The 23,774-nt window shown below is 39.1% G+C and carries 35 protein-coding genes and 1 pseudogene; all 36 read right to left on the bottom strand.

Features of this window, described 5'->3' with window-relative positions; translation table 11 throughout:
• Nucleotides 1-15: 15 nt before the first annotated feature.
• Nucleotides 16-870 (bottom strand): acyl-CoA thioester hydrolase/BAAT C-terminal domain-containing protein, encoded by an 855-nt coding sequence (locus AWH61_RS13700; RefSeq protein WP_075177367.1) that lies wholly within the window; start codon nucleotides 868-870, stop codon nucleotides 16-18.
• Between the two features lie 666 nt (nucleotides 871-1,536).
• Entirely contained in the window at nucleotides 1,537-1,851 is a 315-nt protein-coding gene (locus tag AWH61_RS13690) for a hypothetical protein (RefSeq protein WP_039236131.1), read from the bottom strand.
• Between the two features lie 97 nt (nucleotides 1,852-1,948).
• Nucleotides 1,949-2,218 carry a hypothetical protein gene (locus tag AWH61_RS13685; protein ID WP_075177366.1) on the bottom strand — a complete coding sequence of 90 codons (270 nt, stop codon included), beginning with the start codon at nucleotides 2,216-2,218 and terminating at the stop codon, nucleotides 1,949-1,951.
• A 185-nt stretch (nucleotides 2,219-2,403) separates the two neighbouring features.
• Nucleotides 2,404-2,763, bottom strand: coding sequence for a hypothetical protein (locus AWH61_RS13680; protein ID WP_075177365.1), 360 nt, complete (start codon nucleotides 2,761-2,763; stop codon nucleotides 2,404-2,406).
• 141 nt (nucleotides 2,764-2,904) lie between these two features.
• Nucleotides 2,905-3,216 carry a hypothetical protein gene (locus AWH61_RS13675; protein WP_075177364.1) on the bottom strand — a complete coding sequence of 104 codons (312 nt, stop codon included), beginning with the start codon at nucleotides 3,214-3,216 and terminating at the stop codon, nucleotides 2,905-2,907.
• 383 nt (nucleotides 3,217-3,599) lie between these two features.
• Nucleotides 3,600-4,220 carry a hypothetical protein gene (locus AWH61_RS13665; protein WP_083605953.1) on the bottom strand — a complete coding sequence of 207 codons (621 nt, stop codon included), beginning with the start codon at nucleotides 4,218-4,220 and terminating at the stop codon, nucleotides 3,600-3,602.
• Nucleotides 4,221-4,346: 126 nt separating this feature from the next.
• Nucleotides 4,347-4,706 (bottom strand): energy transducer TonB, encoded by a 360-nt coding sequence (locus tag AWH61_RS13660; RefSeq protein WP_075177362.1) that lies wholly within the window; start codon nucleotides 4,704-4,706, stop codon nucleotides 4,347-4,349.
• A gap of 116 nt (nucleotides 4,707-4,822) precedes the next feature.
• A complete protein-coding gene (locus tag AWH61_RS13655; RefSeq protein ID WP_075177361.1) occupies nucleotides 4,823-5,059 on the bottom strand; it encodes a hypothetical protein in 237 nt (78 codons plus the stop codon).
• Nucleotides 5,060-5,231: 172 nt separating this feature from the next.
• Nucleotides 5,232-5,846 carry a LysE family translocator gene (locus tag AWH61_RS13650; protein ID WP_075177360.1) on the bottom strand — a complete coding sequence of 205 codons (615 nt, stop codon included), beginning with the start codon at nucleotides 5,844-5,846 and terminating at the stop codon, nucleotides 5,232-5,234.
• 121 nt (nucleotides 5,847-5,967) lie between these two features.
• On the bottom strand, nucleotides 5,968-6,378 hold the full coding sequence (locus AWH61_RS13645; RefSeq protein WP_075177359.1) for a thiol-disulfide oxidoreductase DCC family protein: 411 nt from the start codon (nucleotides 6,376-6,378) through the stop codon (nucleotides 5,968-5,970).
• Nucleotides 6,379-6,495: 117 nt separating this feature from the next.
• A complete protein-coding gene (locus AWH61_RS13640; protein WP_075177358.1) occupies nucleotides 6,496-7,092 on the bottom strand; it encodes a helix-turn-helix domain-containing protein in 597 nt (198 codons plus the stop codon).
• Nucleotides 7,093-8,435: 1,343 nt separating this feature from the next.
• Nucleotides 8,436-8,774, bottom strand: coding sequence for a hypothetical protein (locus AWH61_RS13620; RefSeq protein ID WP_039236248.1), 339 nt, complete (start codon nucleotides 8,772-8,774; stop codon nucleotides 8,436-8,438).
• A 1,218-nt stretch (nucleotides 8,775-9,992) separates the two neighbouring features.
• Complete coding sequence (locus tag AWH61_RS13605; protein WP_075177353.1) at nucleotides 9,993-10,421, bottom strand: hypothetical protein; 429 nt, start codon at nucleotides 10,419-10,421, stop codon at nucleotides 9,993-9,995.
• A 126-nt stretch (nucleotides 10,422-10,547) separates the two neighbouring features.
• Complete coding sequence (locus AWH61_RS13600) at nucleotides 10,548-10,910, bottom strand: hypothetical protein (protein ID WP_075177352.1); 363 nt, start codon at nucleotides 10,908-10,910, stop codon at nucleotides 10,548-10,550.
• 11 nt (nucleotides 10,911-10,921) lie between these two features.
• Nucleotides 10,922-11,050, bottom strand: a complete 129-nt coding sequence (locus tag AWH61_RS20295) for a hypothetical protein (RefSeq protein WP_283932791.1) — start codon at nucleotides 11,048-11,050, stop codon at nucleotides 10,922-10,924.
• Between the two features lie 130 nt (nucleotides 11,051-11,180).
• The gene (locus AWH61_RS13590) at nucleotides 11,181-11,726 is read right to left on the bottom strand and encodes a DUF695 domain-containing protein (protein WP_249922651.1); all 546 of its coding nucleotides are present in this window, start codon (nucleotides 11,724-11,726) and stop codon (nucleotides 11,181-11,183) included.
• Between the two features lie 54 nt (nucleotides 11,727-11,780).
• Complete coding sequence (locus AWH61_RS13585) at nucleotides 11,781-12,362, bottom strand: hypothetical protein (RefSeq protein ID WP_075177350.1); 582 nt, start codon at nucleotides 12,360-12,362, stop codon at nucleotides 11,781-11,783.
• A gap of 94 nt (nucleotides 12,363-12,456) precedes the next feature.
• Entirely contained in the window at nucleotides 12,457-12,813 is a 357-nt protein-coding gene (locus AWH61_RS13580; RefSeq protein WP_139308996.1) for a hypothetical protein, read from the bottom strand.
• Between the two features lie 58 nt (nucleotides 12,814-12,871).
• Nucleotides 12,872-13,372, bottom strand: coding sequence for a YcxB family protein (locus tag AWH61_RS13575; RefSeq protein ID WP_039236180.1), 501 nt, complete (start codon nucleotides 13,370-13,372; stop codon nucleotides 12,872-12,874).
• Nucleotides 13,373-13,492: 120 nt separating this feature from the next.
• Nucleotides 13,493-14,134, bottom strand: a complete 642-nt coding sequence (locus AWH61_RS13570; protein ID WP_075177347.1) for a YIP1 family protein — start codon at nucleotides 14,132-14,134, stop codon at nucleotides 13,493-13,495.
• Between the two features lie 122 nt (nucleotides 14,135-14,256).
• Nucleotides 14,257-14,670, bottom strand: a complete 414-nt coding sequence (locus AWH61_RS13565) for a hypothetical protein (protein ID WP_075177346.1) — start codon at nucleotides 14,668-14,670, stop codon at nucleotides 14,257-14,259.
• 105 nt (nucleotides 14,671-14,775) lie between these two features.
• The gene (locus AWH61_RS13560; RefSeq protein WP_075177345.1) at nucleotides 14,776-15,354 is read right to left on the bottom strand and encodes a DUF6624 domain-containing protein; all 579 of its coding nucleotides are present in this window, start codon (nucleotides 15,352-15,354) and stop codon (nucleotides 14,776-14,778) included.
• A gap of 519 nt (nucleotides 15,355-15,873) precedes the next feature.
• Entirely contained in the window at nucleotides 15,874-16,164 is a 291-nt protein-coding gene (locus AWH61_RS13550) for a hypothetical protein (RefSeq protein WP_075177344.1), read from the bottom strand.
• Nucleotides 16,165-16,523: 359 nt separating this feature from the next.
• Nucleotides 16,524-16,661: pseudogene (locus AWH61_RS20365) on the bottom strand (hypothetical protein); the annotation flags it as partial.
• A 271-nt stretch (nucleotides 16,662-16,932) separates the two neighbouring features.
• Nucleotides 16,933-17,382: a DUF4265 domain-containing protein gene (locus tag AWH61_RS13540; protein ID WP_075177342.1), complete on the bottom strand. Its 450-nt coding sequence runs from the start codon at nucleotides 17,380-17,382 to the stop codon at nucleotides 16,933-16,935.
• A 132-nt stretch (nucleotides 17,383-17,514) separates the two neighbouring features.
• Nucleotides 17,515-18,111 (bottom strand): DUF998 domain-containing protein, encoded by a 597-nt coding sequence (locus AWH61_RS13535; protein WP_075177341.1) that lies wholly within the window; start codon nucleotides 18,109-18,111, stop codon nucleotides 17,515-17,517.
• A 128-nt stretch (nucleotides 18,112-18,239) separates the two neighbouring features.
• Nucleotides 18,240-18,536 carry a hypothetical protein gene (locus tag AWH61_RS13530; RefSeq protein ID WP_075177340.1) on the bottom strand — a complete coding sequence of 99 codons (297 nt, stop codon included), beginning with the start codon at nucleotides 18,534-18,536 and terminating at the stop codon, nucleotides 18,240-18,242.
• Nucleotides 18,537-18,654: 118 nt separating this feature from the next.
• Nucleotides 18,655-19,020 carry a hypothetical protein gene (locus AWH61_RS13525; RefSeq protein WP_249922665.1) on the bottom strand — a complete coding sequence of 122 codons (366 nt, stop codon included), beginning with the start codon at nucleotides 19,018-19,020 and terminating at the stop codon, nucleotides 18,655-18,657.
• A 139-nt stretch (nucleotides 19,021-19,159) separates the two neighbouring features.
• Entirely contained in the window at nucleotides 19,160-19,723 is a 564-nt protein-coding gene (locus AWH61_RS13520) for a helix-turn-helix transcriptional regulator (protein ID WP_075177338.1), read from the bottom strand.
• Nucleotides 19,724-19,924: 201 nt separating this feature from the next.
• Nucleotides 19,925-20,311, bottom strand: a complete 387-nt coding sequence (locus tag AWH61_RS13515; protein WP_075177337.1) for a hypothetical protein — start codon at nucleotides 20,309-20,311, stop codon at nucleotides 19,925-19,927.
• A gap of 127 nt (nucleotides 20,312-20,438) precedes the next feature.
• Complete coding sequence (locus AWH61_RS13510) at nucleotides 20,439-20,915, bottom strand: hypothetical protein (protein WP_075177336.1); 477 nt, start codon at nucleotides 20,913-20,915, stop codon at nucleotides 20,439-20,441.
• Between the two features lie 184 nt (nucleotides 20,916-21,099).
• Entirely contained in the window at nucleotides 21,100-21,486 is a 387-nt protein-coding gene (locus AWH61_RS13505) for a hypothetical protein (RefSeq protein WP_139308994.1), read from the bottom strand.
• A gap of 63 nt (nucleotides 21,487-21,549) precedes the next feature.
• On the bottom strand, nucleotides 21,550-21,963 hold the full coding sequence (locus tag AWH61_RS13500; protein WP_075177334.1) for a helix-turn-helix transcriptional regulator: 414 nt from the start codon (nucleotides 21,961-21,963) through the stop codon (nucleotides 21,550-21,552).
• A gap of 235 nt (nucleotides 21,964-22,198) precedes the next feature.
• Nucleotides 22,199-22,423 carry a hypothetical protein gene (locus tag AWH61_RS13495; RefSeq protein WP_075177333.1) on the bottom strand — a complete coding sequence of 75 codons (225 nt, stop codon included), beginning with the start codon at nucleotides 22,421-22,423 and terminating at the stop codon, nucleotides 22,199-22,201.
• 102 nt (nucleotides 22,424-22,525) lie between these two features.
• On the bottom strand, nucleotides 22,526-22,969 hold the full coding sequence (locus AWH61_RS13490; RefSeq protein WP_139308993.1) for a hypothetical protein: 444 nt from the start codon (nucleotides 22,967-22,969) through the stop codon (nucleotides 22,526-22,528).
• Between the two features lie 122 nt (nucleotides 22,970-23,091).
• Nucleotides 23,092-23,625 (bottom strand): hypothetical protein, encoded by a 534-nt coding sequence (locus AWH61_RS13485; protein ID WP_075177331.1) that lies wholly within the window; start codon nucleotides 23,623-23,625, stop codon nucleotides 23,092-23,094.
• Nucleotides 23,626-23,774 lie beyond the last annotated feature (149 nt).

Genomic DNA, 23,774 nt, shown 5'->3' with positions numbered 1-23,774 from the left:
TATTGAAGAAGCTGACTAGTGGTTATTGTGATTAGTAAGCATCTTAATAAAGATTTGGTTCATATCGCTACCCTCTTTTAAGAACGCGTAGTTAAGCAAGTGGTCTGCCCCTTGGTAGTTTATGTGCTTACACTTCTGTTTAGTGCGCGCATTCATTTTTTCACAAACTGTTTCAGCCATAGTAGGCGAGGGCCAAATTTCATCGTTTTCGCCAGTCATTAACACAACATCGGCGCTGATTTTCTGTACAGGAATATTAGCTTTACCGTTGTCTGCTCGATTTTCTAAAGATTGCGTATAGAGATCTAGCAAACCATTAACTTCACCCGACGGGTTGAAAGGAACAAACGCTAAGTCTTGCCCGTCGTAAGTCCAGCTGGAACCAGGCACTTTACTCCAATCTTTCAAAATACCTGCCCAAACAACAGAGCTAGGCGCAATAGCAACCACATTTGAAATACTTGGTTCTTTTGACGCTAGAAGAAGTGACAGTTCAGCGCCTTTCGACCAGCCAACTACAATAATGTTGTCCGGCGTGGTTTCGGGTTGTGATTTTAACCACGACATAGCCTGAATTACATATTCAAGAGGTATTCTCTCTAACTCTGGTGGTAAGCCTTCTTCCTTAAAATAAGCTAAAGCTAGGGTAGGGAATCCCGCTTCAACGATTGGACTAGCGAGTTTTTCTGGCACGCCTCCCTCGGATCCTCCAAGCACTAAAACGCCCATTTTTCTCTCATTAGAACCCGATGGGTAGTAGGTGGCCGCTAAGCCATCTTCTTCAAATTTTAGTGTCCGCGTTGAGGCTTCGCATTGCATTGATACAAGTAAGAAAAAGAGAAAACAAAAAAGCACGGTTTGTGTGTTCATTTAATACCCGTTTGATTAACTTAAGATAAAAGGTCTAGTAGGAAACACCGCCTAAAAGCTCGATTACTTAATTTTGTTGTGAGACGGTAGATCGTTGCATATATCGCAGTGAATCCGCCTTTTAAAGTTGTAAGCACGGCGGACTGCAAAGATAAAGATGGAAATGAAAGCCCAAGTGGCTCCGAATTCCAGCGAATAAATGATAGATTGCCCTTTAAGATATTGAACGCTAGCAAAAATAGCGCATAACAGGGGGAGTGCTACTAAGTATTGTAAGGTCCATTTCTTAAGAGGCATTGTCATTCCTTTGATGTCTTTTAAAAGTTAGGTTTTCACCATGCTATATAGTCTCTGTACTGCTCACCATCTTAACTAACTCCTACACGAACATCTGATTTCACCATTTACATACCTTTCACTGTAATCCGACGCTGGGCATTGCATTTTTATTTGATTGCACTTAGAACGGTTACCACTAGACACTTTATTTCCAGTAATTGTTGATGAAATCACGTCGCTTAGAACATCGTCAGCAGTCCAGGGCTTGATATCAAGCGCAGTGCAACCAGACAGCAACCCTAATAGTAAAATAGCAGACAAAACGGTTTGTAGTTTTCTCATAATTTGACTCAAATAAAATTAAGACCTAGACTTGTGTTCTTTGACCTACGACTTAGTGTATTTATATTCAAAAGACACAACTGCTGCACACAATCCGCCGACGATAAAACAAAACAGGGCGGTAGACACTGTACCTGCACTAAAAAGCCACGCTAAACCTCTCGCGCCATCCCAAGACACTGAAAGAACTGGGCTATTTGGATCGCCGTACATAGTTCTTTGACCAAGGAATATACTAGAAATCCAAAGTAAAATAGTCACTAGTGAAAAGATATAGCCAAGAGCACTCGTGGCTCTTGCTGCGAAAAGTAGGGTAGGAAGGTTATCCGTCTTAATCTTCGAGTGTGGGTAAAACTTCATGAAAATCCTTTTAAAAACAGTGAAAAGACTAGATATATAGTTCGTTTAAAATTGTTTAAACAAACTGAGTATTAGCTTACGTACATATTGGATGGCATCAGGTGTAACCTAATAGCTTTGCTGCCAGTAGCGCTAACGATATTACAGAGATAAATATTTGCAAAGCCATTAATTTGGGTTTTGGCTTCTTCTCCGATGTCAAAAATCGATTGATGTTCACCTGAGTAATTAAAAACAGTACTGAGATAAGAAGCATAGAGATAGCAATAAATGGCTTGTCTGATTGAAAATAGCCAACTGCCAAATAAATTGGCAATATAGTAAAGAAAGTTAGGATAATCCTAGCTGGTATTTCATTTTTTATCATAATTCTTCCTTGTGTATTGTAGTGAAAACTGAGTTTTTTCGTAAGGTTTTAGCTAAGCCAGGCTTTGGACTTTGTTACAACTGGCAGACCTAACAGCAGTTCTGTTAAAAAAAACAATTCCCGTCGACATTTATGCTCGCTATTTACAAGCAGTTCTCAACGATGTGTTATACGACGATATAAAACTATAAGTAACCTGTATCTTCATATTTCTCATAGCCTGCTTGAGTTAGCGCCTTGAGTTGTTGAAAAAGTTTGGTATCTTCAGTTTTAAAATTGAAGCATGACTTACCCTGCATTCGCTTTTTAAGCTCTGGGGTAATAGTTTCAAGTAAGTCCGGAAACACGTAAACAGGCATGAGGTGGAAGCTAATATAATTCTTACTTATTTTTACTGAGCCAAAATACATGGGCTTCTTGTTTTTCATTACGTGGTGCGTGTTCAAATAATAATTATCGGGTGTATCTGTAACTACATCCATTTCGCTAGCATATGGGGTCAGTATCTTTTTTAGCTGTTGGAATATCTCGTCCGGATTACCCATTAAATTAACCACCTTTAAGACTCTATCGATTAAATATTTTCAACTTCGCCTAGTTTCAAGCGTAAGCTTAGCACAAAGTGTCAGCTTTCTTGCTGTTGTCAGTTGTATTGAATCTTGCTGTATATAATGACATCTCACAGCTTATGTATCGCGGTCATTTGGGTGGGAAAGTGAAGCCTCCCAGGAAACAAATGCAGCAAATAGAGCAGATACGACCAACACAACTATAGCGAGGAAAAGAGCAATTACTCCCAATTGATATGGATGTGATTCATAAGTTTCTCCTTGGCCTCCAACCGGTGCACTTGGAAATAGATAAGCATAAAGTTCAGAAAAGAAAGCTAAAAGCGCTATGCCTATCAAGAAGTAGCCGGCATAGGCTAACAAACGCGCAAACAATAGTAGTATGCCTAGGTTTTTGGGCTTTAAGTTAGAGTAGGGTATTAATTTCATCGTGGTTCTCTTACATTAACTCACTGTGCGCTATCGCTTTCAGTAAACGACTGAGACAATGAGGCACCATCATAAAATTCAGTGAAACGGTTATTCATGTGTCGGCCTTTGAAAATAGTGGAGGCTAAACCAACGAACCGAGTTGTACATCCAGTTAACGCAGATTCCAAAGATAATAAATACGGGCACTGAAAATGTTGACAGTGACAATATATTGGCTTGGGCTGCATCTAGCCCCGCTAACTTTAAAAGCAAGCCAGAAAGCAAAACCGAGATTATAAAAATCACTACTTTGAAGAAATTATTATTAGCAACATCCACTATTACTCTCCTTGAGTGTTGAACCGCTTTGTAACTACTATGCCGCTTCTAGGAATTTTTTATTAAAAGGAATAGAAAAAAACAGAAAGCACCAACAGAATTAAGCCGATTAAAATGTAAAAGACCGGTGTCGTACTATTGGTTTTTACAGAGTGAGATTGAAAATACTGATTGATACTTGGAACTAGCGTATTCAACAGGTGTTTACTTTTCGACTGTTTTAATTTTTGTTGTCCTGTGCCAACCCAGCTTTGAACTGACACCAGAAGATCGGCATTACTATTTGTGAGTTTAATCAATGAAACTTGCTCTTCAAACTGTATATGGTTTTGGTCCAGTGCGTAATGTAGAGCATTTCTAAATGAGTCGTCAGAAATCCCTATTGCCATATAGCCTTTCATTTGAATCCAAAAAAATGCTAAAAGAACAACATACATAATAGGGGACATCAAAGATAACAAACTAAAAACACCGGTAGAAAATTGAGTTTCAACTGACATAATTAGCTGAGGGGAAAACGCGATAACCATAAACACAAAGAACACTTTAGAAGGTAATAACAAAGGTTTCTTAGATGTTATGACTTTTAGGCCGATATAAAGAAAAAATACCGCCATTAAAGTAAAAACCAGCGGAAAATATATGTTCAAAATAAAACTTCCTGTTGATAGTACTCCAGACACTTTGAATTCCTTTTCTTATAAAACGCTAGTAATAAGTCGTGTGCTAAGTTGAAACAGATCTTTTATCGTGATTTCTAGAATAAACACAGCCCAATTAAGGGCATCTGCATTAGCCCAACATATTGATTAAATATTCCAGTCAAGTCTCACTTTGGTATATTGTTTAACCGGCTCTCCGTTTAATCGGGCTGGCTTATACTGCCATTTTTTGATGGCGTTCTCACCATTCTTATCAAAAACACCTGAAGGCACTGATTCAATAATATTGATTGCTTCTACCGTTCCATTCTCTGCTATTACTAAATCAGCAACAATGAAGCCACTGATGTTATTACGAGCAGCAGATGGCGGATAATCGGGTTTAACTCTGTTAAAAGGTATGGCTGGCGTCGTCACTTCGTGATCGTAATAAACATTTAATGGGACAGATGCGCAACCCGTCATCACACCCATAATAAAAAACACTGATATTTTAGATAATCTCATCAAGTTATTACTCTACTCCAGATCTTTTAACCGCGGAGGCGGCAACAAGGCTGAAACGACATCCCCTGAGCGAATGCGTTTCGGCAAATATAGGAAATAGTTATGTGAAGCGACTATCAATTCATAGAAAGAAGGCTTCGAGGCCTAAGTTCCAAACTACTTTCTAGCTTTTCTATTTTTTGAAGAAGTTCTTGATTTGATTCGCGGGCTTGGTCGACTTGATTTTGAAGCTTGTCTACTTTTTGCTGAACTGTCTGATTAGCTTGACTTTGTTGATATAAAATAAATGATTGCAAGCTTACGATAACTGCAAAGGCGATAGTTGATAGTGTTAGCTTTGTGTAACTTTTCATAGAACTTCCTTATTTCAATTGAATCTTAAGACTAACAGTGAATTTTTTGTTTTTCACTAGTTCATTCGTTTTAAATGGCTGCATATATACCTCGGCCAAAATCAGAATGAAGATAAGTAGCCAACACACTTACGCCAAAATAAGCAATTAGTGATAAGTTAGCATATTTTCATCACCGCTCGGTAAATGCCAGTTTGAGTCCAAGGCCTGCAAAACTGGCCGAAAATAATCTTTGCATGGCCATGGTCACTCTTTTCGAATTCACAATGAACAGACTAAAACTGCCCGATAAAAAACCATATATAACAAAAACAGCAAATGTCAGGGCCATGAATATGCTACCTAAAATGAGCATATGAGAAAGTGCGCCATCTTGATTTGCGGGTACGAATTGCGGAATAAATGCCAAGAAGAAAATAGATAGCTTCGGGTTTAAAATATTGAGTAGAAAGCCCTTTATTGCAATGTTTAGATAAGTAGACTGACTGCCTTTGCTGTTCACATTGAGTGGCGATGACGTTTTCCACATTTGCCAAGCTAAATAAAGAAGATAGATAACGCCAAGGTATTTAATAATCTGAAACGCAACTGCACTTGTGTGGAACAATGCGGCTAGACCCAATGAACTCGCAAGCAAAGCCGGAATAATTCCCAAAGTGCAGCCTAGCGCTGCAACAAAACTTGCTCGTTTCCCAATAAAAAGCCCCGTGGCAACGGTGTACAAAACTCCCGTACCGGGAATAAGTACGACAATAAGAGATGTAACAAGAAAATCTACAGAAATCATCCCACAGTTCCTATACTTTAAAAGTTAAAGCGCAGTTAGTAGTATAAGCACGAAGTAACAACATATGCGAGGGATGAATACTCAAGCGTAGCATTCTGTAAAGGAGCCATTGCTGTGTATGTTACTTCGCGAACCCTCTGAACCTCTCTAGAACTTTCTTATCGGGTATTTGACATTGTTGAGTGCCACCGAACAGTTTAATGCGATTACGGGCAAACGTTTTGTAGAAAAAGTCTCTTAAGGTACGCGGTAAAATTCTAAACACGCCAAATACAAACCAAAGCCCAGACAAATCTTTAGCGATTTCTAACGCTGCGTCTGACCGGAGAAACAATTGTCCGTTTTTTACTAACATAAATGTATCAATACCTACTGTATCGACCTCATACTGCTCAATAACTTCTTGAGCATATTCTGACTGCATCGGTGAGAAGGTAAAACGTTCCGCTTTGTCCCACTTCAAAATAAATGCAACAGCCCCATTACAGAAGTTACATACACCATCGTAAATAACTAAGTCTTTATTTTCCAATGAACACTCCTGTGCTATGTCTTTTGAAACCATTGCCAATTACGCGCAGCGAGTAGTAAAACAGGCGCCGCGCGTGATTTCGTGTTTTTGAATATGGATAGCGAGTTTACTGTATTGTTAGCTGCCGGGTTTTACTTGTTGTTTATCTCTATCCTTTTGCGTCCAAATGACTAGGTAAAAAACACTGCTGAATAAAAGTAAAGAAATGAGCATTGCGGGAACAACAGTTGCTCCAAAACCACCAGCAACTGAGAAAACTGAAAATAATCCAACGTAAATAAAAGAGGCTCTAGCTAGAGACCTGCGCGAATCATTCTCAACGAAACTTGGAGCAAAGTACCAGTTTAATGCGATATAAACGATACCAAATATAGATATTAAATTAGCTAGGAAAAACAGTGGGTTTGTGCTTTTTGTAAGAAAGCCAATAATTGATAGAAACATTGTAAATAACACCGAATAAAAGAAAGCTTTAGTGTTCTTAATTTTTTTGGAATTCGATGAAGCACTAGGGCTATCCAATTTATCCAAATTAGTCTCAAGGGTTGCAGCCAAACATACTTTAGTTTCCAAAGATGCTTTTCCTTCTGCCTCAACGCGCTGAATTGTGCGTAAACTTAATCCAGAAGCCCTCGCAAGCTGCTCTTGTGACCAACCTTTGTTTTTCCTTAATAGCCTAACTGCATCAGAGTTAATCATGAGATCTTTTTCCATTTTATGTTCCTCTTGTTTTAAAGAAGAACCAATTTCCTAATTTTACCTTAAGGAGTCTACGTCACGTTCCCGCCACACCCCGTCATAAAGCCGCAAGAAGTTTAGAGAGTGTATTGCTCCTTTGAAAGAGGCTTAATCGATTGCTATGAACCTCTACTTTTACGACGCTATCAATACGAATCGCGGTTCTGTGTACAAACGAAAACCGAAGTTTCGAGGTTCGATTTATCAATACCTGATCGCCGTTGACATCGAAAAGCTCTCTATTGCGAGACTTATAATGAAAAATAAATGAAATTAGCGCAAATACAGCTAATAAGATTAAGAACAGGTTTTTAAATATAAAAGAAGGTAATTCTTCCATGCTTTTCTCTAGTAGTTAACTTTCTAATAAAAAAGCTTGCACGAGAGTTACAATGACCATGCTGCTCTGACCGGCTAATCCGCACTTTTACTTTGTTTTATTTCTTGCGAACTTTCAGTGAAACCTGTGTTAAAGCCTTCAACAAAGGGCTCAGCGGACAAGGATAGAAAGAGACAAAATGAACCAAGCAACATCATGTTTCGCTTGTTTTTTCTATATCCGAAACTACTGAAATAAACGAATGAGATAAATAAAATAGCCTCAAAGTAAAACATCGTAATTCCTTTTAGTTTTCAATTTTTATGAGTGTAGTAGATAGTCTGTCATGTGCTCTTATGATTAGTGTTCGGTAGGGAGGCTTCCCATGAAACAAGTGCAGCACAGAGGTTCGATATTATGAGCATAAGGAAAGCTAAACCAATGTTTAAAAACCCTGCTATAAATCCGTGGAATAAACTTGGTTGGTAGCTTAAAGCAAGACTTCCTTTAACATGAACAGGATCACTTAAGGAGAAATAGTCAAATATGACAGCTAAAAACAAAACCAAAGAGAGACTAAAGAAAAAGTACCCTAGATAGGCTAGAAGACGAGCGACAAATAAAAGAACTTCTAGGTTCTTCGGTTTTAAATTAGAGTAGGGCATTAGCTTCATAATAATTCCATTTATACGTGTTTATGATGAGGCACGTGTCTATTGCCACACAAGACTCAGTTAAGGTTAGCACCACGAGTCTTCGTGTTCCAGCTAACTAAGTAATTGCGTTAGTCTACTTGTTCGCTTGAAAAAAGAGTCTGAGCGCCCGCGGTATGGGCAATCAAACAAAAAATAAAAACGAGTATCTTCATAAAAAACATCCTTATTGTTAAACAGCGCAGTTCGCCTCTTACTATTGGGCGATAATAAATGGTTAATATAAGAACCGAAGTGAAGCATCCCATGCGGTAGAGGTTTGGCGAGGGCATCTTCAATGTTCGCACTCATTTTTGGCCTGTGATATGCCAAGTGATTGCCGCCACTACAAGCATAAAAGCGAGTTGATAAAATGGCATAACAGCATAAATAAGGGCGGACTGTCCATCACTGCCCGTATATGTATAGGATGAGTAATAAGGCACTAAAGCTAGAATGCCCGAGAATAAACCAGCAGATGACACGATTAGATTAAGTTTTGAATTTTTGGTCTTAACCAGAACCAATAAAATAGACAATAACAGTGGTGCAGCAATATAAATTTGGAACCAATTTAACCCGAACCCTGACGTGCCAATTGTTGCCAGCATAATTGCAAGTGAGAACAGTATTATCATTTTTCTCATAAGAGTGACTTCCTTCATGTTCCTAATTTCCTTATGTAGGGCGTAAACAGGCTGGCGATGATAGAGAAACCACCTAGCGTGTAGCCGTGCTGTTCGTTGAGGCCCCTCTTGATTTAGTATTAAAAGCATAAAGATAAATAGCAGCGTGGTAAATATCAAAGAATAAACAAATAGTTGGACCTGATGTCGAGCGAAGTACGGGACGTAGTCCAACGATTTTACAGGCGAGTTGATGCGATCATTAACTATGCCTTAAAACTTCAAACCCAAGTACACATGATACGGTTAAAAGACCGAACCACCCTAAAATATGCCCAAAGTCCTCGCCGAAATAATCTAATGAAGAAAAGCCCTCTATAATTTCACTGGCAGGTTTGGAGAATACGACAAGGCTAATACTTAAACCCGGTTCCCATAGCAAGTACCAATAAGTTGATAATCTCCAACTTGTACCTTCAGTGGTAGCTATGAAAAACGTCAACACAGCGAAGAATACAGTGCCTATTATTTTGGAATTTTTCCACCTTTTAAAACTGTCCGCCAATGAATGCCGATATTCGTATTTAGCGTACAGAAAGACAAAAACAATTGGAGATAAATAGAGTAGAAAAATAGTGAATGAAAATAGCATGCTCTTTAAAATAGCTAACGGGAAGTGATGAAACGGCATAGTAGTATAGCCGCTCAGCGTGTTTGCGCTCCAACAACTAAAGGGAACGACTTTAATTCTTGGTTATGTACCAGGCACGCAGCCGCTTGAGTAATAAGAGGTTTAGGCCTACATCGTACGCAAGTATTATTCGAAGTAAATTTTGTGAGTTGGCAGTTTACGCCTTTCTATAGTTCGCTTTTTTGTTTTCTGATTCAGCTTTATAAGAGTTATACCAAAATAAACCTTCAAAAACGAAAGCCAATAAAATTAATCCAAATGTTCCATTTATCATGCCAAGACTAAATGTGACAATGGCAGCGATCAAAAATGTAAGAATAAATAAAACACGATAATGGTTCTTCATAACCTTTCCCTAGTAAAAGTCCGCTTATTTAATATAGTGCAGTTTTAGAGTTGTTCTAAATAACTTTGTAAAAATGTGTTTCACTTAGCTGGGCTGATAACTTCAAGCTTAGGCTAAGGAATACAAATGAATGGCCAAATAGACTAAGCCGCCCAGCCATTGTGCGTCCCTGCGAATGCAAGTGAGCGCCAATAGTTGTTTGTTAGCTGCCAACGCAATCAGATGGTCGCATAGTAAAACTATGTAACTTTTCCCCGTTATGGGCTAAGTAGTTTGAAGTCACTGCAACACCCACTTTCGAAAAATAACTATTTTCATTTGAATTGCAGTATTCATTTAACTGCATATCTTCAAGCTGTCCAAAAGTTAAGATATCCTCGGATTCATCGAGGTCAAGAATATACTCGTAAACAATTGTTCTCCCTTCAAGCTGGACACTATTTAACTGAGTTATATCGTCTAGAAATATTGGTACCATTTCATTGATCTCATTCACAACATTTTGTAATTGAGCGTCACTTATTTTCAACGATTCTTTCTTTATGAAAGGCTTCCATACCGAATTCGAAATCAATGAAAGACTTCCGATAATAAGCAGAAAAATTACTACCGTTTTTGTTGTTTTGTCCATGCTTACCTTCTGGCAGCTACCATTTCAATAACGGCTGAAGACACGTGGGAAATAATGGCGAGGCCACCCCGCATATGTGCGCCTCAGCGAACGAAGTTAGTGCGTTTATTGGGTTGTTAGGTGCGCTCACGACAAGACCCCATTTAGCAGCATACTTGGCATAAAAAAGTAAAAAGCCAATAAGCCCGAACTTGTAAATAGAAGTGCGGCTGCACAAAAAGAAGCTTGTACGAAGAAAACGGAAGGTTTGGCAGATGCACTATGCCTAAAAGCTACTACTGAGGTTTTTAAACACTCTTTAATTGCTTGGTATTTAGTCGAAAGCCAAGAAAGGAGGGGAGCTAGGCTAGCAAAAACGAGAGCAAATGCGACTTCCATACCGCCTAGTTGAACTAAGAAGGCTATCTCTGGCAAAAATGCGGCTGCAACAACCATTGCGATGCCGATAACTACCCGTTGTGAATTAGTTAATTCATTCCATGATTTCATAATTTTCCCTTTTAGCACCTAACAGCCCACTCAATAAGATCGCCTGATAGTGGTGTTTGTGCATCTAAGTTAGTGCCGCAGCTTATAGCTTTTACACCTTCATATTCAGAGAATACTTCTTCGGCTGTTGGACTACGCAATCTATTTTCTGAATAAACGAATAAAAGGTTCCTGTTTCCTTAAGTACAAAACGCTCAACTTAACAGGCTAATATTAGCAACGTAGGAGAGCAAGCCTGCTGCTTTGCGTCCTTGTTCCAGTGTTTGTCAGCTATATGCCGAAATCAGTCTGAAGTTTTTTAAGGTTACTCCATTCTTTATCTTTATAGAAATTAATATCAATGGGATAAGCATCGTGACCAGATAAGGCTTCATTAAAACGCTTCATGAAAACTTCCCTATCAGCGATATAAAACACAAACTCTTTAAGGCCATTTCCTGTCGCTGAGTATACGTCGAAATAAAGTTCTTCTCGGCCTCTGATTGTTTCAAGGCCATCTTCAAGTTTGATCATGAGTTCATTCACATGTTTTGGCGGCATCCCATTATTAGTTGAGCCATCATATGTCCATGAAACTACAGTCAACCACTCCATTTTTGAACGAGTGCTGCCATCTGGAAAATCATTCATGAACTTATAAACGACAGGTTTTCCTTGAATTGTGGCTTCACCAACGGACCATGTTTCCTCTGACCACGCCATGAATGAAACTCCAAGAATTAGAATTGATAAAATATACTTGAACATATAGCTAACTTTAAAATAAGGGGCGCAGACATGTGGGCTGAGATTCGAGCGAATTGAGTCAGCCGCCATGTGTGTGTCCGAACGATTCCGCGAGCGACTTAATTTTATTGATAGAAGACAAAGCTATATGTACAAATCGTGCTTCTGTAACACCTTACGTATTTCAGCTTGGTCTTCTAATACTGTGTTATATACCCATTTATAAAAGTATTTCCCATTAGTGGCGATAACTGTTTCTGCTTGTTTCTTTCCTAGCACTTCGGTAAGTGCATCGAGTTCCATTAAGCAAACGGCGAGGTGTAAGTAGGTTGAAAACTCACTTCTTGCTCCATCTGGATAGCCTACGGGGACAGACGGATACATTTTGCGTAGCTCTGATATTGTATTTTCTACTTCTTTTTTCTTTGAGTCTTCAAACCAGTGTATCTGCTCATGTAACAGTTGAGACAAACCTGCTGGGTCATTGTTTGGCATTGAAGCTTTTAGTGTTAAAACAGGGTGACTAAACGGGCTTCTAGCAGACTCATCTATGATTATTTTATTCGTAAACCACCACTTGCTAAGGTCATGTTGTTCAATGAGCCTTAAAACTTGTGTTCGTTTCATTTCCTCTTTATCACTGTCATTCGATAGAGAAATTTCAACATTTGCAGAAGCCAATTGAGATAGTAAAGTTAAAGGTATAGCTAAGTTTAAGATTTTCATAAAACTTCCTTGTCTTGTAACAGCCCACTAAGTGGCAGTTACACATGGGCTAGAGTCAGAAGAGAATCGACATAGCCCATGTGTTTGCGCCCCATTATTTCTCTGAAGCTTGGACTTTATTGCCCACTGAAACATTAAATATAGACAACACTAACGTTAGTAAAAGAAAAAAACACCCAGCAATTATCATCCCGATAACACCGAAGTTGCTGTGGTTGTTAAACTTGGTGGCAATATCACGAAGTGTTTCACCACTTAGTACCAACTGATTAGGGTCAATATTCTTTGATGCAAGTGACTCAATTTGAATATCGTGTAATGAGAAAAGAAATTCTGTTGTAGCATTCGTTGATTGAAAAATGTACCAAGCTACAATCCAGAATGTCACGCCAACTACCGTGAAAAATGATTGAAAAGGTTTCGAATCAATACTTACTGATATGGTTTTCATAGAGCTTTCCTTGTCAGATAACGTCCCAGCGAACGAAGTGAGTAACATTAGCGTTTTGTTAGGCATCTTTCCAAAACTTCCTTGAAGCCAAGTAGAAATTACTAAACTCTTCCTCGCTATCAAAACTTGAGTTTGGTATTACATGAAATAATCCAGGGGCTATTTGAATTAGCATGTATTGCCTAAGCTTTCGAATGTCTGTAATACCTTTCCACATTGTTTTAGCTTCATTCGCTGCAGTTTTTTCATACAAACCACCTTCAGAAATCTCGTATTCATGTAAGCCCAAAACACCATTTTCAACTGAAGATGATAGTAAAATTTGAAGTAGGTTTGTTGCTAGCCCCAATATGGCCGCAGCAAGTCCTGACGTTAAAGCAATCAGGAAAGTGACCACCCATTCTTCAGTCGTTTGGGGAACGCCATGTTTAAATATTGCATAGGCCCACAAGGCAGCGAAAACGATAGCTATTAACGAATAAGTACCTTTGCTTTTTAACGCGAGCCAAATATTGAGCTTCACAATATCAGACTTTTTAATATCGACAGAAATTTTCATGTTCATCCTTGAAGCCTAACTTTTAAATATGAGGCGTAGGCGCGGGGTAATAATGGCGAAGCCGCGCACGTGTTTGCGTCCCAACTCACGAAGTGAGTGACTTAATTTTCTTGTTAGGTGCTATTTTATATACAAAGAAACAAAAACGTAAAAAGACAAGATAAGTATATTTACTATTATTGGAGCAGCGATAAACCACCATATAGCTAACCATCTTTTAACTTTAAAATTTGTAGCTACAGCTTTATAGCTGACGATTAGAGACCAAACAACAAAAACCATAGCTACAATTGAAAATATATAATCTTCACTATAGAAGCTTAAATAATCTTTATAGCAAATAGTTACAATAAGCATTCCTATTGCAACTGGTAAGGCGTATACCATGTTAGAAATAACGTAAATAGTGCGACCTAGTTCTCGATTGAATTGACCAGCACCACACCACTTTATTCGTAAGTTATAAAACCAACCGCCGATCCACCATATTAACCATGCAAAGAGAAAGCCGATAACCAAAGATACAGACCAAAATACAAACCAGCTAGTAACTATTGTGTTTAATAAAGCCTCTTTAGATTCTGGTACATTGACCATATCGTAGCGAATTACTTTTTGTTCTATCCTTTCAAAGACGACAATGACACTATAAAAAGCCGTAGCTAAAACGATAAGCCAACGCTTTTGAAGTAAGTTTGTATCTAAAAAGAATTGTGAGGGTCTAAAATATAGACGGTAAAATTTATTAAAAATCGATGTCATTTAAATTCCGTTTTTGAAAAAAACACCATAGATTGAACATGTGTTTGAGCTCCAAACTAATCGCCGCGTAGTTTTAATGTTCCAGCAAGCTTGCGAGCGACTTAAGTATTTTGTTATGTGCGTTAGTTTACAATTACCTCGGTCTCAATATAAATAGAGTGCTCATCTAACTCCCCTGATGGGCAAATTGTAACCGATTTTATTTGAACTAACGCTTTAGGTTTTTCGGCTTCATTTAACCAAAAATCTTCTCGTATAACGCTAAACTCAGGTTGCCCAGTTGAGTGAGCGCCATCTCCATTGAAATCTTCGTCTAACGGTTGAGTGGAAACAATATCAACAAGCTCGCCTTCTTCAACGATATTGCCTAGATGAGTAATTTTACCATTAATGACATCCTCATTTATGGCATCCCACCATGCATCACTACCAAGCAAAGGGGTTGTCTCAAAATAGCTAGAAAAAGACGACTTTATTTCATCATTGATCTCATTTGCCCACTCAGGGGCTTTCTTCAATTCAAAAATAACTTCCATTGTTAATTATCCTCAGCACATAGCGCTAAGCCTTGGGGCGCTAGCACGTGGGCTAAAATCCGAACGAAGTGAGTACGTTTATTGGTTTGTTATGTGCGTGACTATTCATTTCACAGGCATGCCGTAAGCTTCTGCAACTATTTTTTCGTATTCTTCCATTGAAGGAAGCCCGACTTCTGCTCTTCTTTTATTTACATTCTCTTTGTCTAAAATCGGGTCGAAAACTAGCTCACCATTTAGGATGTTTAACTGGGTTCCATACAATTGTGGTTTATTCTGATGAACTAAGATTCTATCTGTCAGTAGAGCAAATTCTTGACCAGTAACACCTTCGCCGTTCAAGAAGGATTGCTTTAAAAGTGGAAGCATTTCTTCTTGAAATTTGTAGTCTGGTGAATGTTGCAAAATTAAGAATGCGGCTGAAACACCTTTTTTACCAACTGAGTCTTCAGTAACCCACGAGTGCTGTTCAACGATTTCTTTCAGCCTATCTGTATTTCTTGTATCGATAAGCCTCATTTTTTCGAGCAAATCAGTAGGCGCGTTTTTCCATCCGATAGTAGCTATTTTATTTCTGACTTCTTGATCAGCTTTTTCCATGGACACAAGTTCTTTTTGTAACTCTGTATTTGAAGCGGCTAAGCATTGAAATGAGAAGATGATAATTAATAGAGAGATACGCATTTTTAAAGTCCTTTTAGCACATAACTTTTCAATAACGGGCGCACGCACATAGGGCATAATGGCGAAGCCGCCCTGCGTGTATGCGTCCCAACGAACGAAGTGAGTGACTTATTTTTTTTGTTATGTGACTTTGCCAATACAGAGTACCTAAGTTTTATGGAATTTAGAAACTGGGTATATGGCAACCAGAGCGAACATAAAAAACACTTCGAAGGCCAGAAGCCCACTAATCGCAATTAAGATAATGTTAAGCGCTAACTGTTTATTGGACATATCAAAGTACCTGCGCAACCAGTCTATTTCACTGAGCAGATAGAAAAAAATGACGAATGCAAAAGTACAACTAGCTAAAACATTGAGCTTGAAAACACAAGGAAGTATGAAGAAGCAACTAGATAAAAAAAGGACCAATAACTGTATCTTAGGAAGTTGCAGTCTGTCTTCATTAGTCATTAGATGATTCTATTCCTTTAGTCCCAGCGAGTGGCATAATTTGTTTGTTATACGCAATAGCCAAAATCAACCGCCATATTGCATTACTAAGTAAAAGCCACAAACTAAACATACCGAAACAAAGCAAGGAATACCAAATAACTGCAGTTTTTGTTTTAGCGCCAGAGACTTTGAGCTAGCTGAAAGAGCAATACAAGGGAGCAATTGTGATATGAAAATAGGAATGATGAAAACGTTTATTGGATAACCAACATAATTTGCAATGAAATCGCCTGCATTACCTACATACCAAATTTGAAGTAAAAAGTTGAGTAAGCAAACTAATACAACAAGACCAATAAATTCCTTTTTACTCACAGGTTTCCTTTTGCGTACAACGCCCCGATAACGGGCGAATACTTGCTGCGTAAATGGCGAAGCCGCAGCAAGTAGGCGTCCCAGCGAGCGTAGCGAGTGTGTTGATCGGTTTGTTATAACTACTCATCCTTATCACCCAATAAAAGCTGTCTTAGCATTGGGCGAACTACTGCGAGAATAAGAACAATGATAACTAATCCACCCACAACAAGTTTAACTAATTGGAGAAAAGCTGGATGCTCCCAGACTTTGCCATTTACTTCTTTTTCTTTTTGTTGCTTTATGAATTCATCATATGCTTCGTTTAAATCGCTATGCTTAGTTATATTTGGATATTCAATAACAAAGCCTCTTTTCGCGAGAGCTACTCGCGCTAAATCAGATTTTCCTCTGTCTACATATAGCATGTGATTTTTGACATCCGAGTAATACTTGATGTCTTCTTGATCTAGAACGTCCACTATTTCAACGGAGTCTACAAGCCGCATATCTTGAATTAGAGGTCTATATATTGGGCTATCTGTTCGCGCCCAAATCAGTACAAAAATAGCAACGGTTACCGAAAAAACTAAAGCAAATATAAGTTGAATTTGTTTACCTAAGGAATTTGAAATTTCATCTCTCCTTGAATAAAAATAACCACTATCGCTAAACGTAGTTATAACACCCCACTAAGGGGCGATAACATATGGGCTAAAATTAGGAACGAAGTGACGCAGCCCATGTGTTAGCGTCCCAGCGAGCGAAGCAAGAGCCTTGAGTGGTTTGTTATGTTTCGGTGCTATGAGCACACTTTGCCTCTTCAAACTCCCACACTCCCGCAGATTCACCTGATTCTAAAATTGAATAAGCGGCAAATATATTGGTTGAAGGTGGTACGTCAATACTTAATAGCTTTGACTGGGAGCCTTCAAAAGTACAACCAATGTTTTCAAGTTTCTGCCAATAATGACCAAATCTATCGCTTTCTAGAACTCCAGCTTCTAATAGTACTCGATAAGTTGAGTGACCTGAGCTTTCGACAATTTCTACAACCTCGGGAGTTTCGTTACCTATAGCTTTTACAACATCAAGATAGCTAAAACCATAAGCTGCGAACGGCGAGTTCTGAAGTCTGTAGAGATCGTTACCCAGAGGCTCTGCCCACATAGTTTCTGTACTGGCATTTTGAATGCTATTCGATGTTAGCGTAACGCTGACTTTTACTAAATTTTCCAAAATATCTTCCGAGAAACATAACACCCGCATAACGGGCAATTATACGTAGGCTAAGATACCGAGCAACGCGAGGGGAGCCTACGTATATTTGTCGCTAGCGAGCGAAGCGAGTGTTAATACGTTTGTTAGTTTTTATGCTACCACGAAGATTGAATAAATGAACAACCACAGTATTTGAAAGCCATAACTAAGCCGCTGGTGAAGACCGGGGACACTTTTAAGTTCGAGTGCTTTTGCTAATTTAAATGAAAAATAAAAACAGCCCAAAATACAAAAGAAGGAAAGATACCGAAGTGGCACAGGATAAAAACTAGAAAAAGTAACTATCAGAGGTGCAACGATGAATGAAAGGAGCATAATTAATCCTGACCACGTGTGTATCTTGCAACTTCGGGAGGGCGACTTTGTATATGCGTCGGCATCCATTGGGAAGTAGCCGCAAATCCAAGTACATATTCCATGAATGATAACCAAAACGCCAATTACTATAGTTGGTACATGAGACTGATATGAAATAACTAAGTAGTACCCAAAAAGAACGAACAGCGCACCTAAAGGGTAATTGTTTATTGCAGGAGACAATTTTTGAGTAGGGCTACCAAAAGCGCCGAGTTCACTACAGAACTGTTTTGAATGGCTGTAGTTTGGATAGAAGAGAGAAGCAATATAAATACCTAACACAATCCAAATCGAAGCAACGATCCCCGTGTAGGCAAAAATGTTATTCAAACCTAATTCCTCCTTGAAAAACTAACTTTTAAATATGGGGCACAAACAGGCAGGCTATAATGGGGAAGCCGTCTGCCTGTTTGTGTCCCAGCCCGCCTGCGGGCGACATAATTTTTTTGTTAGGCAACTTAGCGTCCATATCCCTCGGTACTTTTTATTACTAACGTCTTTGCGTTAGCCTTTTTACAATAGTCTAAAACAGAGGCTATTATGGTTTGATTAGTGGAATTGTCGTAAAGAACTAAAATATTCTGAGATGATTGTTTTTCTATATGTGCGAGCAGCTCATCAGCAGATAAAAACTCTACATCTTTGAAGATATACTTACCGGCAGTTATGTTTATAAAATTGCCACCACTTTTAGCCCATTCTTCGTCCTCTAATGAGTGATACTTTATTGCTAAATCTATTGAGTTCAAATCCATTTGTTACCTAACGCCCACATAAGGGGCTGACAATGCTCGGCTACACTTGTGAAGCGAAGCGGAACCGAGCCAAGCGTTAGCAGTCCCAATCACTTCATGCGCTTGTTATACGTCATCTTCAAAGGCAATCAATTCCTAAGGCACATACCGTGTATATTCCAATTAAAGGGAAAAACGCCGTATATAGAGCTGAGAAAACACCTGCAAACCAATGAATAAAAATTGATGAGGGTTTCTTAAACAAGCTGGTTGCAACAAGTATTAATATAATCGGACTCCCAAACATAATAATGTTGCTCAAGGCATACTTAATTGGGGGCCGCACTATTCCATACGCAGAACTTTCGAAGAAATACCCATATGCACCAAGCAGAATTACTACAACTAATACTATAAAAGAAACAGGCGCTGCTCCCATTCTCATTCGCAGTCTAAAAATCAATTCAGCAGCCACGAAAATAAGTAAGAAAATAACGATTAACATCGTGGCCAAGACACTCTCCTTGACGTATAACTTTTAAATAAGGGGCGCAGGCGCGCAGGGCATAATGGCGAAGCCGCCCTGCGTGTATGCGTCCCAGCGAACGTAGTGAGTATGTTGATTGGGTTGTTATCTGCGATCACTATTCTGTCGCGTTGCTTGCTTGCATTTCTGCTGCTCTAACCTCTAACCCGGTTTCTACTCTCGTAATTCGAGCGTCCGAAATTAAAAATGACGATCCATCCGTAGTGATTTTGAGTTGATAGCCCTTGCTCGAGTGATTTTCAATCGTTGAAATCTCTAATGGAACTGTAGAGGGAATAACCATAATCACATTGCCTAAGAACGTGGTATCTCTTTTATCCTGAGAGACAATCATTTTTTTCGCTTGAACTTCTATACCTGGTGAAGCAGTGGTTGTTGATGTAAGAAAAACACACGTGGCTAAACTAAAAAGTAGAGCAAAAGAGGTTATTGTTTTCTTAAGCACCTTGTTTGGTTGTGGGGATCTGAAAATTAGACTGTTAAAGTCAGTTTCAAACGCTGATGCTAGAGATTTCAGCGTTTCTATAGATGTGTTTCCTTCGTTCTCTACTCTCTGAATAGTGCGTAGACTTACACCTGAAACAAGGGAAAGATGCTGCTGACTCCACCCCTTCTCTTTTCTGAGTTTAACGATTAATTTTGAGTTTATTTTCATTTCCATATTACTATTCCTTTGTTTAACAAAGCTCTATCGTAAGGGAATAGTCCTCATTTTTATTACGACAAACAAACGCCAGTGCGACGTCAGTAGTACGCCAAGCAGCTAAAACGCTAAGCTTTGGGGCGCTCACATGTGGCTATAATCGCGAAGCGGTCCCGTGTTAGCGTCCCAGCGAACGGACTGAGCGACAATAGCGCCTTGTTAGGTGCTCTTAGCACGTTTAATCCTATATCTTATAACGTAATTGAAACAGTAGACACCAGCTCCTAACACAAAGCCAACAAAGAGATAAAAGAAAAGTGGGTCGGTTTCTCTTTCGTAAACACTGCCTTTGTACTGAACAGCACCATTTATTAATGCATAAATACCATAGACAAATATAGCAGTGGCACCAATACATACAAAAATCTGCTTTCCGAGTCCAAATTCATCACCTTGATTCACTTTATGCGTGTCAGGTTCGAACTCATTTCTTTTCTGCAATTCGTACAGAATAACCCCGAGTCGTTTGGGGTATCTTTCTTTATCGATAGAACTTAAAGCTTCTTCTAATTCTGCCTTAGAGTAATTTGAATAGTCTGGCCCCATTCAACATCTCCTTGAGCACCTAACTTCTAAATATGGGGCACAAACAGGCAGGCGATAATGGCGAAGCCGCCTGCCTGTTTGTGTCCCAGCGAACGCAGTGAGCGCCAACAGTTGTTTGTTATATCTGTTACTGAATAACAAAGTCATTAGTTTGTTTAAACTCATTTCTGTCTGAATTAACTAGTTTTTTGAGTGTATTTATTATTTCAGATTCTTGCCCATCATGGATTATGACGATGCGCCCTCTAAAACTATCGAACATAGTGAATGATACTTTTGAACGCGTGTACTTGAGCCAAAATACACTGGCAACCAATAACCATACTAAAGTAACTAACAATCCTGCGAACAATTTTTCTATACTATCGGCAACCAATGAGGCTTTACCAATTGCAAAAATAGCCAATAAGATGAAGGGAAAAGAAGCGAACTTAAGTATTGGGTTTTTTGATGTTGCGTATATAGCGTTGGATAGATCTATTTCTGTGTACTTGACTTCAAAAACCACAGATTCCTCAGAATCCCTGTGTTTATAAGAGAGTGAATGCTCTTCAAAAGAGAACTTGGTTTTATGTCCACGAAACTTTTGAACGAGAGAGTTCACTTACTTCCTCCAAAGATATAACGCTAAGCTTTGGGGCGCTAGCACGTGGACTAAAATCCGAGCGAAGCGAGCCAGCCCACGTGCTAGCGTCCCAGCGAAGCGCCTTAATGTGTTTGTTAGGTACGTGTCTAAAAGAGCCATACTTGTTTTGGCTAAATCGGAGACTGAGAGTCCTTCGATAAAACTACATGAGAGTTTTAATGAAACTAAGCACTGCAATTAAAAAAACACAAAGACCACAAATAGCTATAACCGCCCAATTAAAATACATTACTGCCCGCCAACCGACAGATTTAAACCTAAAGTGCTCTCTATTCTGCTTTTCTAGCAATATCAATGAAGTAGGAATTACGGTAATGGAGTACACCGCAAAAACTATAACAAGCATACCGAAAAATCCCATGGTTACCGCAGCACCAGCATAAAGAGGCGTATCGGCAGATATATCTCTAAAAAAGTACTTACCAAGCGCGACTACAAAGATAGGAAATAGTAAGCCGATAAATTGAAAGCCTCTGACAATCATTGAAGTACCTAACTTTCCAATAACGGGCGCAGACATGTGGGGCATAATGGCGAAGCCGCCCCGCGTGCTTGCGTCCCAGCGAACGAAGTGAGTGTGTTGATTGGCTTGTTAGGTCACATACCCACGTTGTTTTAAAAAACCAATTGCGCCACATGTAATGCCAGTAAAAGCACCGATTATTCCATACCAAAGCCCAGCTTCCCCAAGTGGCAATGTGTTATGCATTACCGAATAGGTTATTGCCGAATATGAACAGACTAAACCTACACCAGCACCAATATAACCATAAATTACGGTATTCTGATTCTGAGGTGTTTTTGATGAAATCGACATAAGCTTTTCTGCTGGGATATTTAATGCGGCAGAAAGCGCTAATTTGGTTTCTAGTGAAGAAGTACCTGAGTTTTCGGCACGCTGGACTGTTCTTAAGCTGAGTCCAGAAGCTGTAGCGAGCTTTTCCTGTGACCACGACTTTTCGAGTCGGAGTGCTTTTACTAAATCTGAGTTAATCATTTCTTCCATTTTTGTGCTCCTTTAAAAAGAGCTTTCAGTTTTCCATTTTAGTTGAAGCAACGGCTACGTCATGTATATGACAAACAACCGCCAAAGGTCAAATTTGGGCGTAACGCCCCACTAAGGGGCAGTAATACGTAGGCTAAAATTTGGAGCGAAGCGACAGAGCCTACGTGTTACTGTCCCAGCGAGCGAAGCGAGAGCCTTAAGTGGTTTGTTATATGCAATTTCACTACCTTAACGCTCAACTATTTAAGTAAGTGACAACAACTTCAGTAGTTTGTTTGTTACCACATACTTTGCAATTACCTTCTAGGTATTGCTTTTCATCTAAAATGTAAATATTAGGCTCTGTGATACCTAGATCTGCTTCGTCACAGTAATCACACCATGAGTCATTAATAAAAAACTCTTTATCACATTGCTCCAAATCATCGAAATTTAGATATTGTTTCTTCATAGTTTCCATTGCATATAACGCCCCACTTAGGGGCACAAATACGCAGGCTATAATACAGAGCGAAGCGAAGGGAGCCTGCGTGTTTTTGTCCCAACGAGCGCCAGCGAGTGATTACAGTGGTTTGTTATGTGCGTACTCGCGAACCTTGCTCAGTTGCAATTGTGAATAGTCTAATTGCGGCAGATAGTGAAATGAACCATCGCAATGTGATACATAGTTTTCAACATGACTATCAATAGGAATGAAGACTAAGTACTTCTGTGATGGATAGAGCTTCAAGCCACAATTACTATAAGTTCTTAATACGTTGATACCCTCTTCGTCTGCTTTGAAAGATTCGATTGTAGTGAAGCTCGCTTCGAGAAATTTGACTCTTTTGGATTCTTCACCCTCTATCTTTGCTTTGACTGCTTTGAGCGAATCAACTTCGACCAGCAAAACTGCTTTAGAGTTTAAAAAGGACTCTTCGATGGACATCAATTTGCCGCAGGAGCAAGCGCTGCTTAGAGGTGTATAAAAAAAGATAATTAAAGCCAAAAAAAGTATTTTCATCACATTGTCCCCCTAGCACATAACACCCCACTTAGGGGCACAAACACGGAGGCAATAATCGGAACGAAGTGACACAGCCTCCGTGTTTGTGTCCCAGCGAGCCTGCGAGCGACTACAGTGGATTGTTATGCTTGATCATATTTTTCCAAGTAGTCATCCGATATATTTCGCCAAATTTTCAGAAGGTTAGGAAAGCTAAAATTATCATTTTGCTTAAAGACAGTAATCTCCCCTAGATTATTTTTATCATATGCTGAATTGTAGATATTTTTAGTATGGTGGGTGAGATTGTTTTCTTTTTTGGGTACAGGATATCTACCATTCCATATTACATACTCTGTTAAAACGGAAAATACTTTATTAACTTTTTTATCAAACCTAAGTCCAGCTTTGGAAGCTATCTCTGTTAGATTGTGGGTGTCTTTAAACTCTAGTGGATCTATTTGATTTTCTGACTCAATCGCGACACAGTGTGCTTTTAAAAGTACTTCGAATGACATTCCCATTAGCATTAAGTATGTCGAGTAAGTAAATGAAGCGCCTTCTTCACTTTTTTCAATTGCATCCCAAATTATTTTGGCAGATTTTAATAAGTCTGAAGCCTTATTGTGCCAATAAATTGGAATCGTTGAGCCTCTTTCATAGGCTGAAGGTAACATTTTCGAAACTTCCTTTAATACTAGCGAGAAACATAACTTTTCAATAACGGGCGCAGGCACGTAGGGCATAATGGCGAAGCCGCCCTGCGTGTATGCGTCCCAGCGAACGTAGTGAGTGTGTTTATTGGCTTGTTAGCCACCATTTACAA

Source organism: Alteromonas sp. W12 (assembly GCF_001924945.1).
GTDB lineage: Bacteria > Pseudomonadota > Gammaproteobacteria > Enterobacterales > Alteromonadaceae > Alteromonas > Alteromonas macleodii.
Note: the sequence above shows the minus strand (reverse complement) of the source record. Positions and strands in the feature narration are given on the sequence as shown.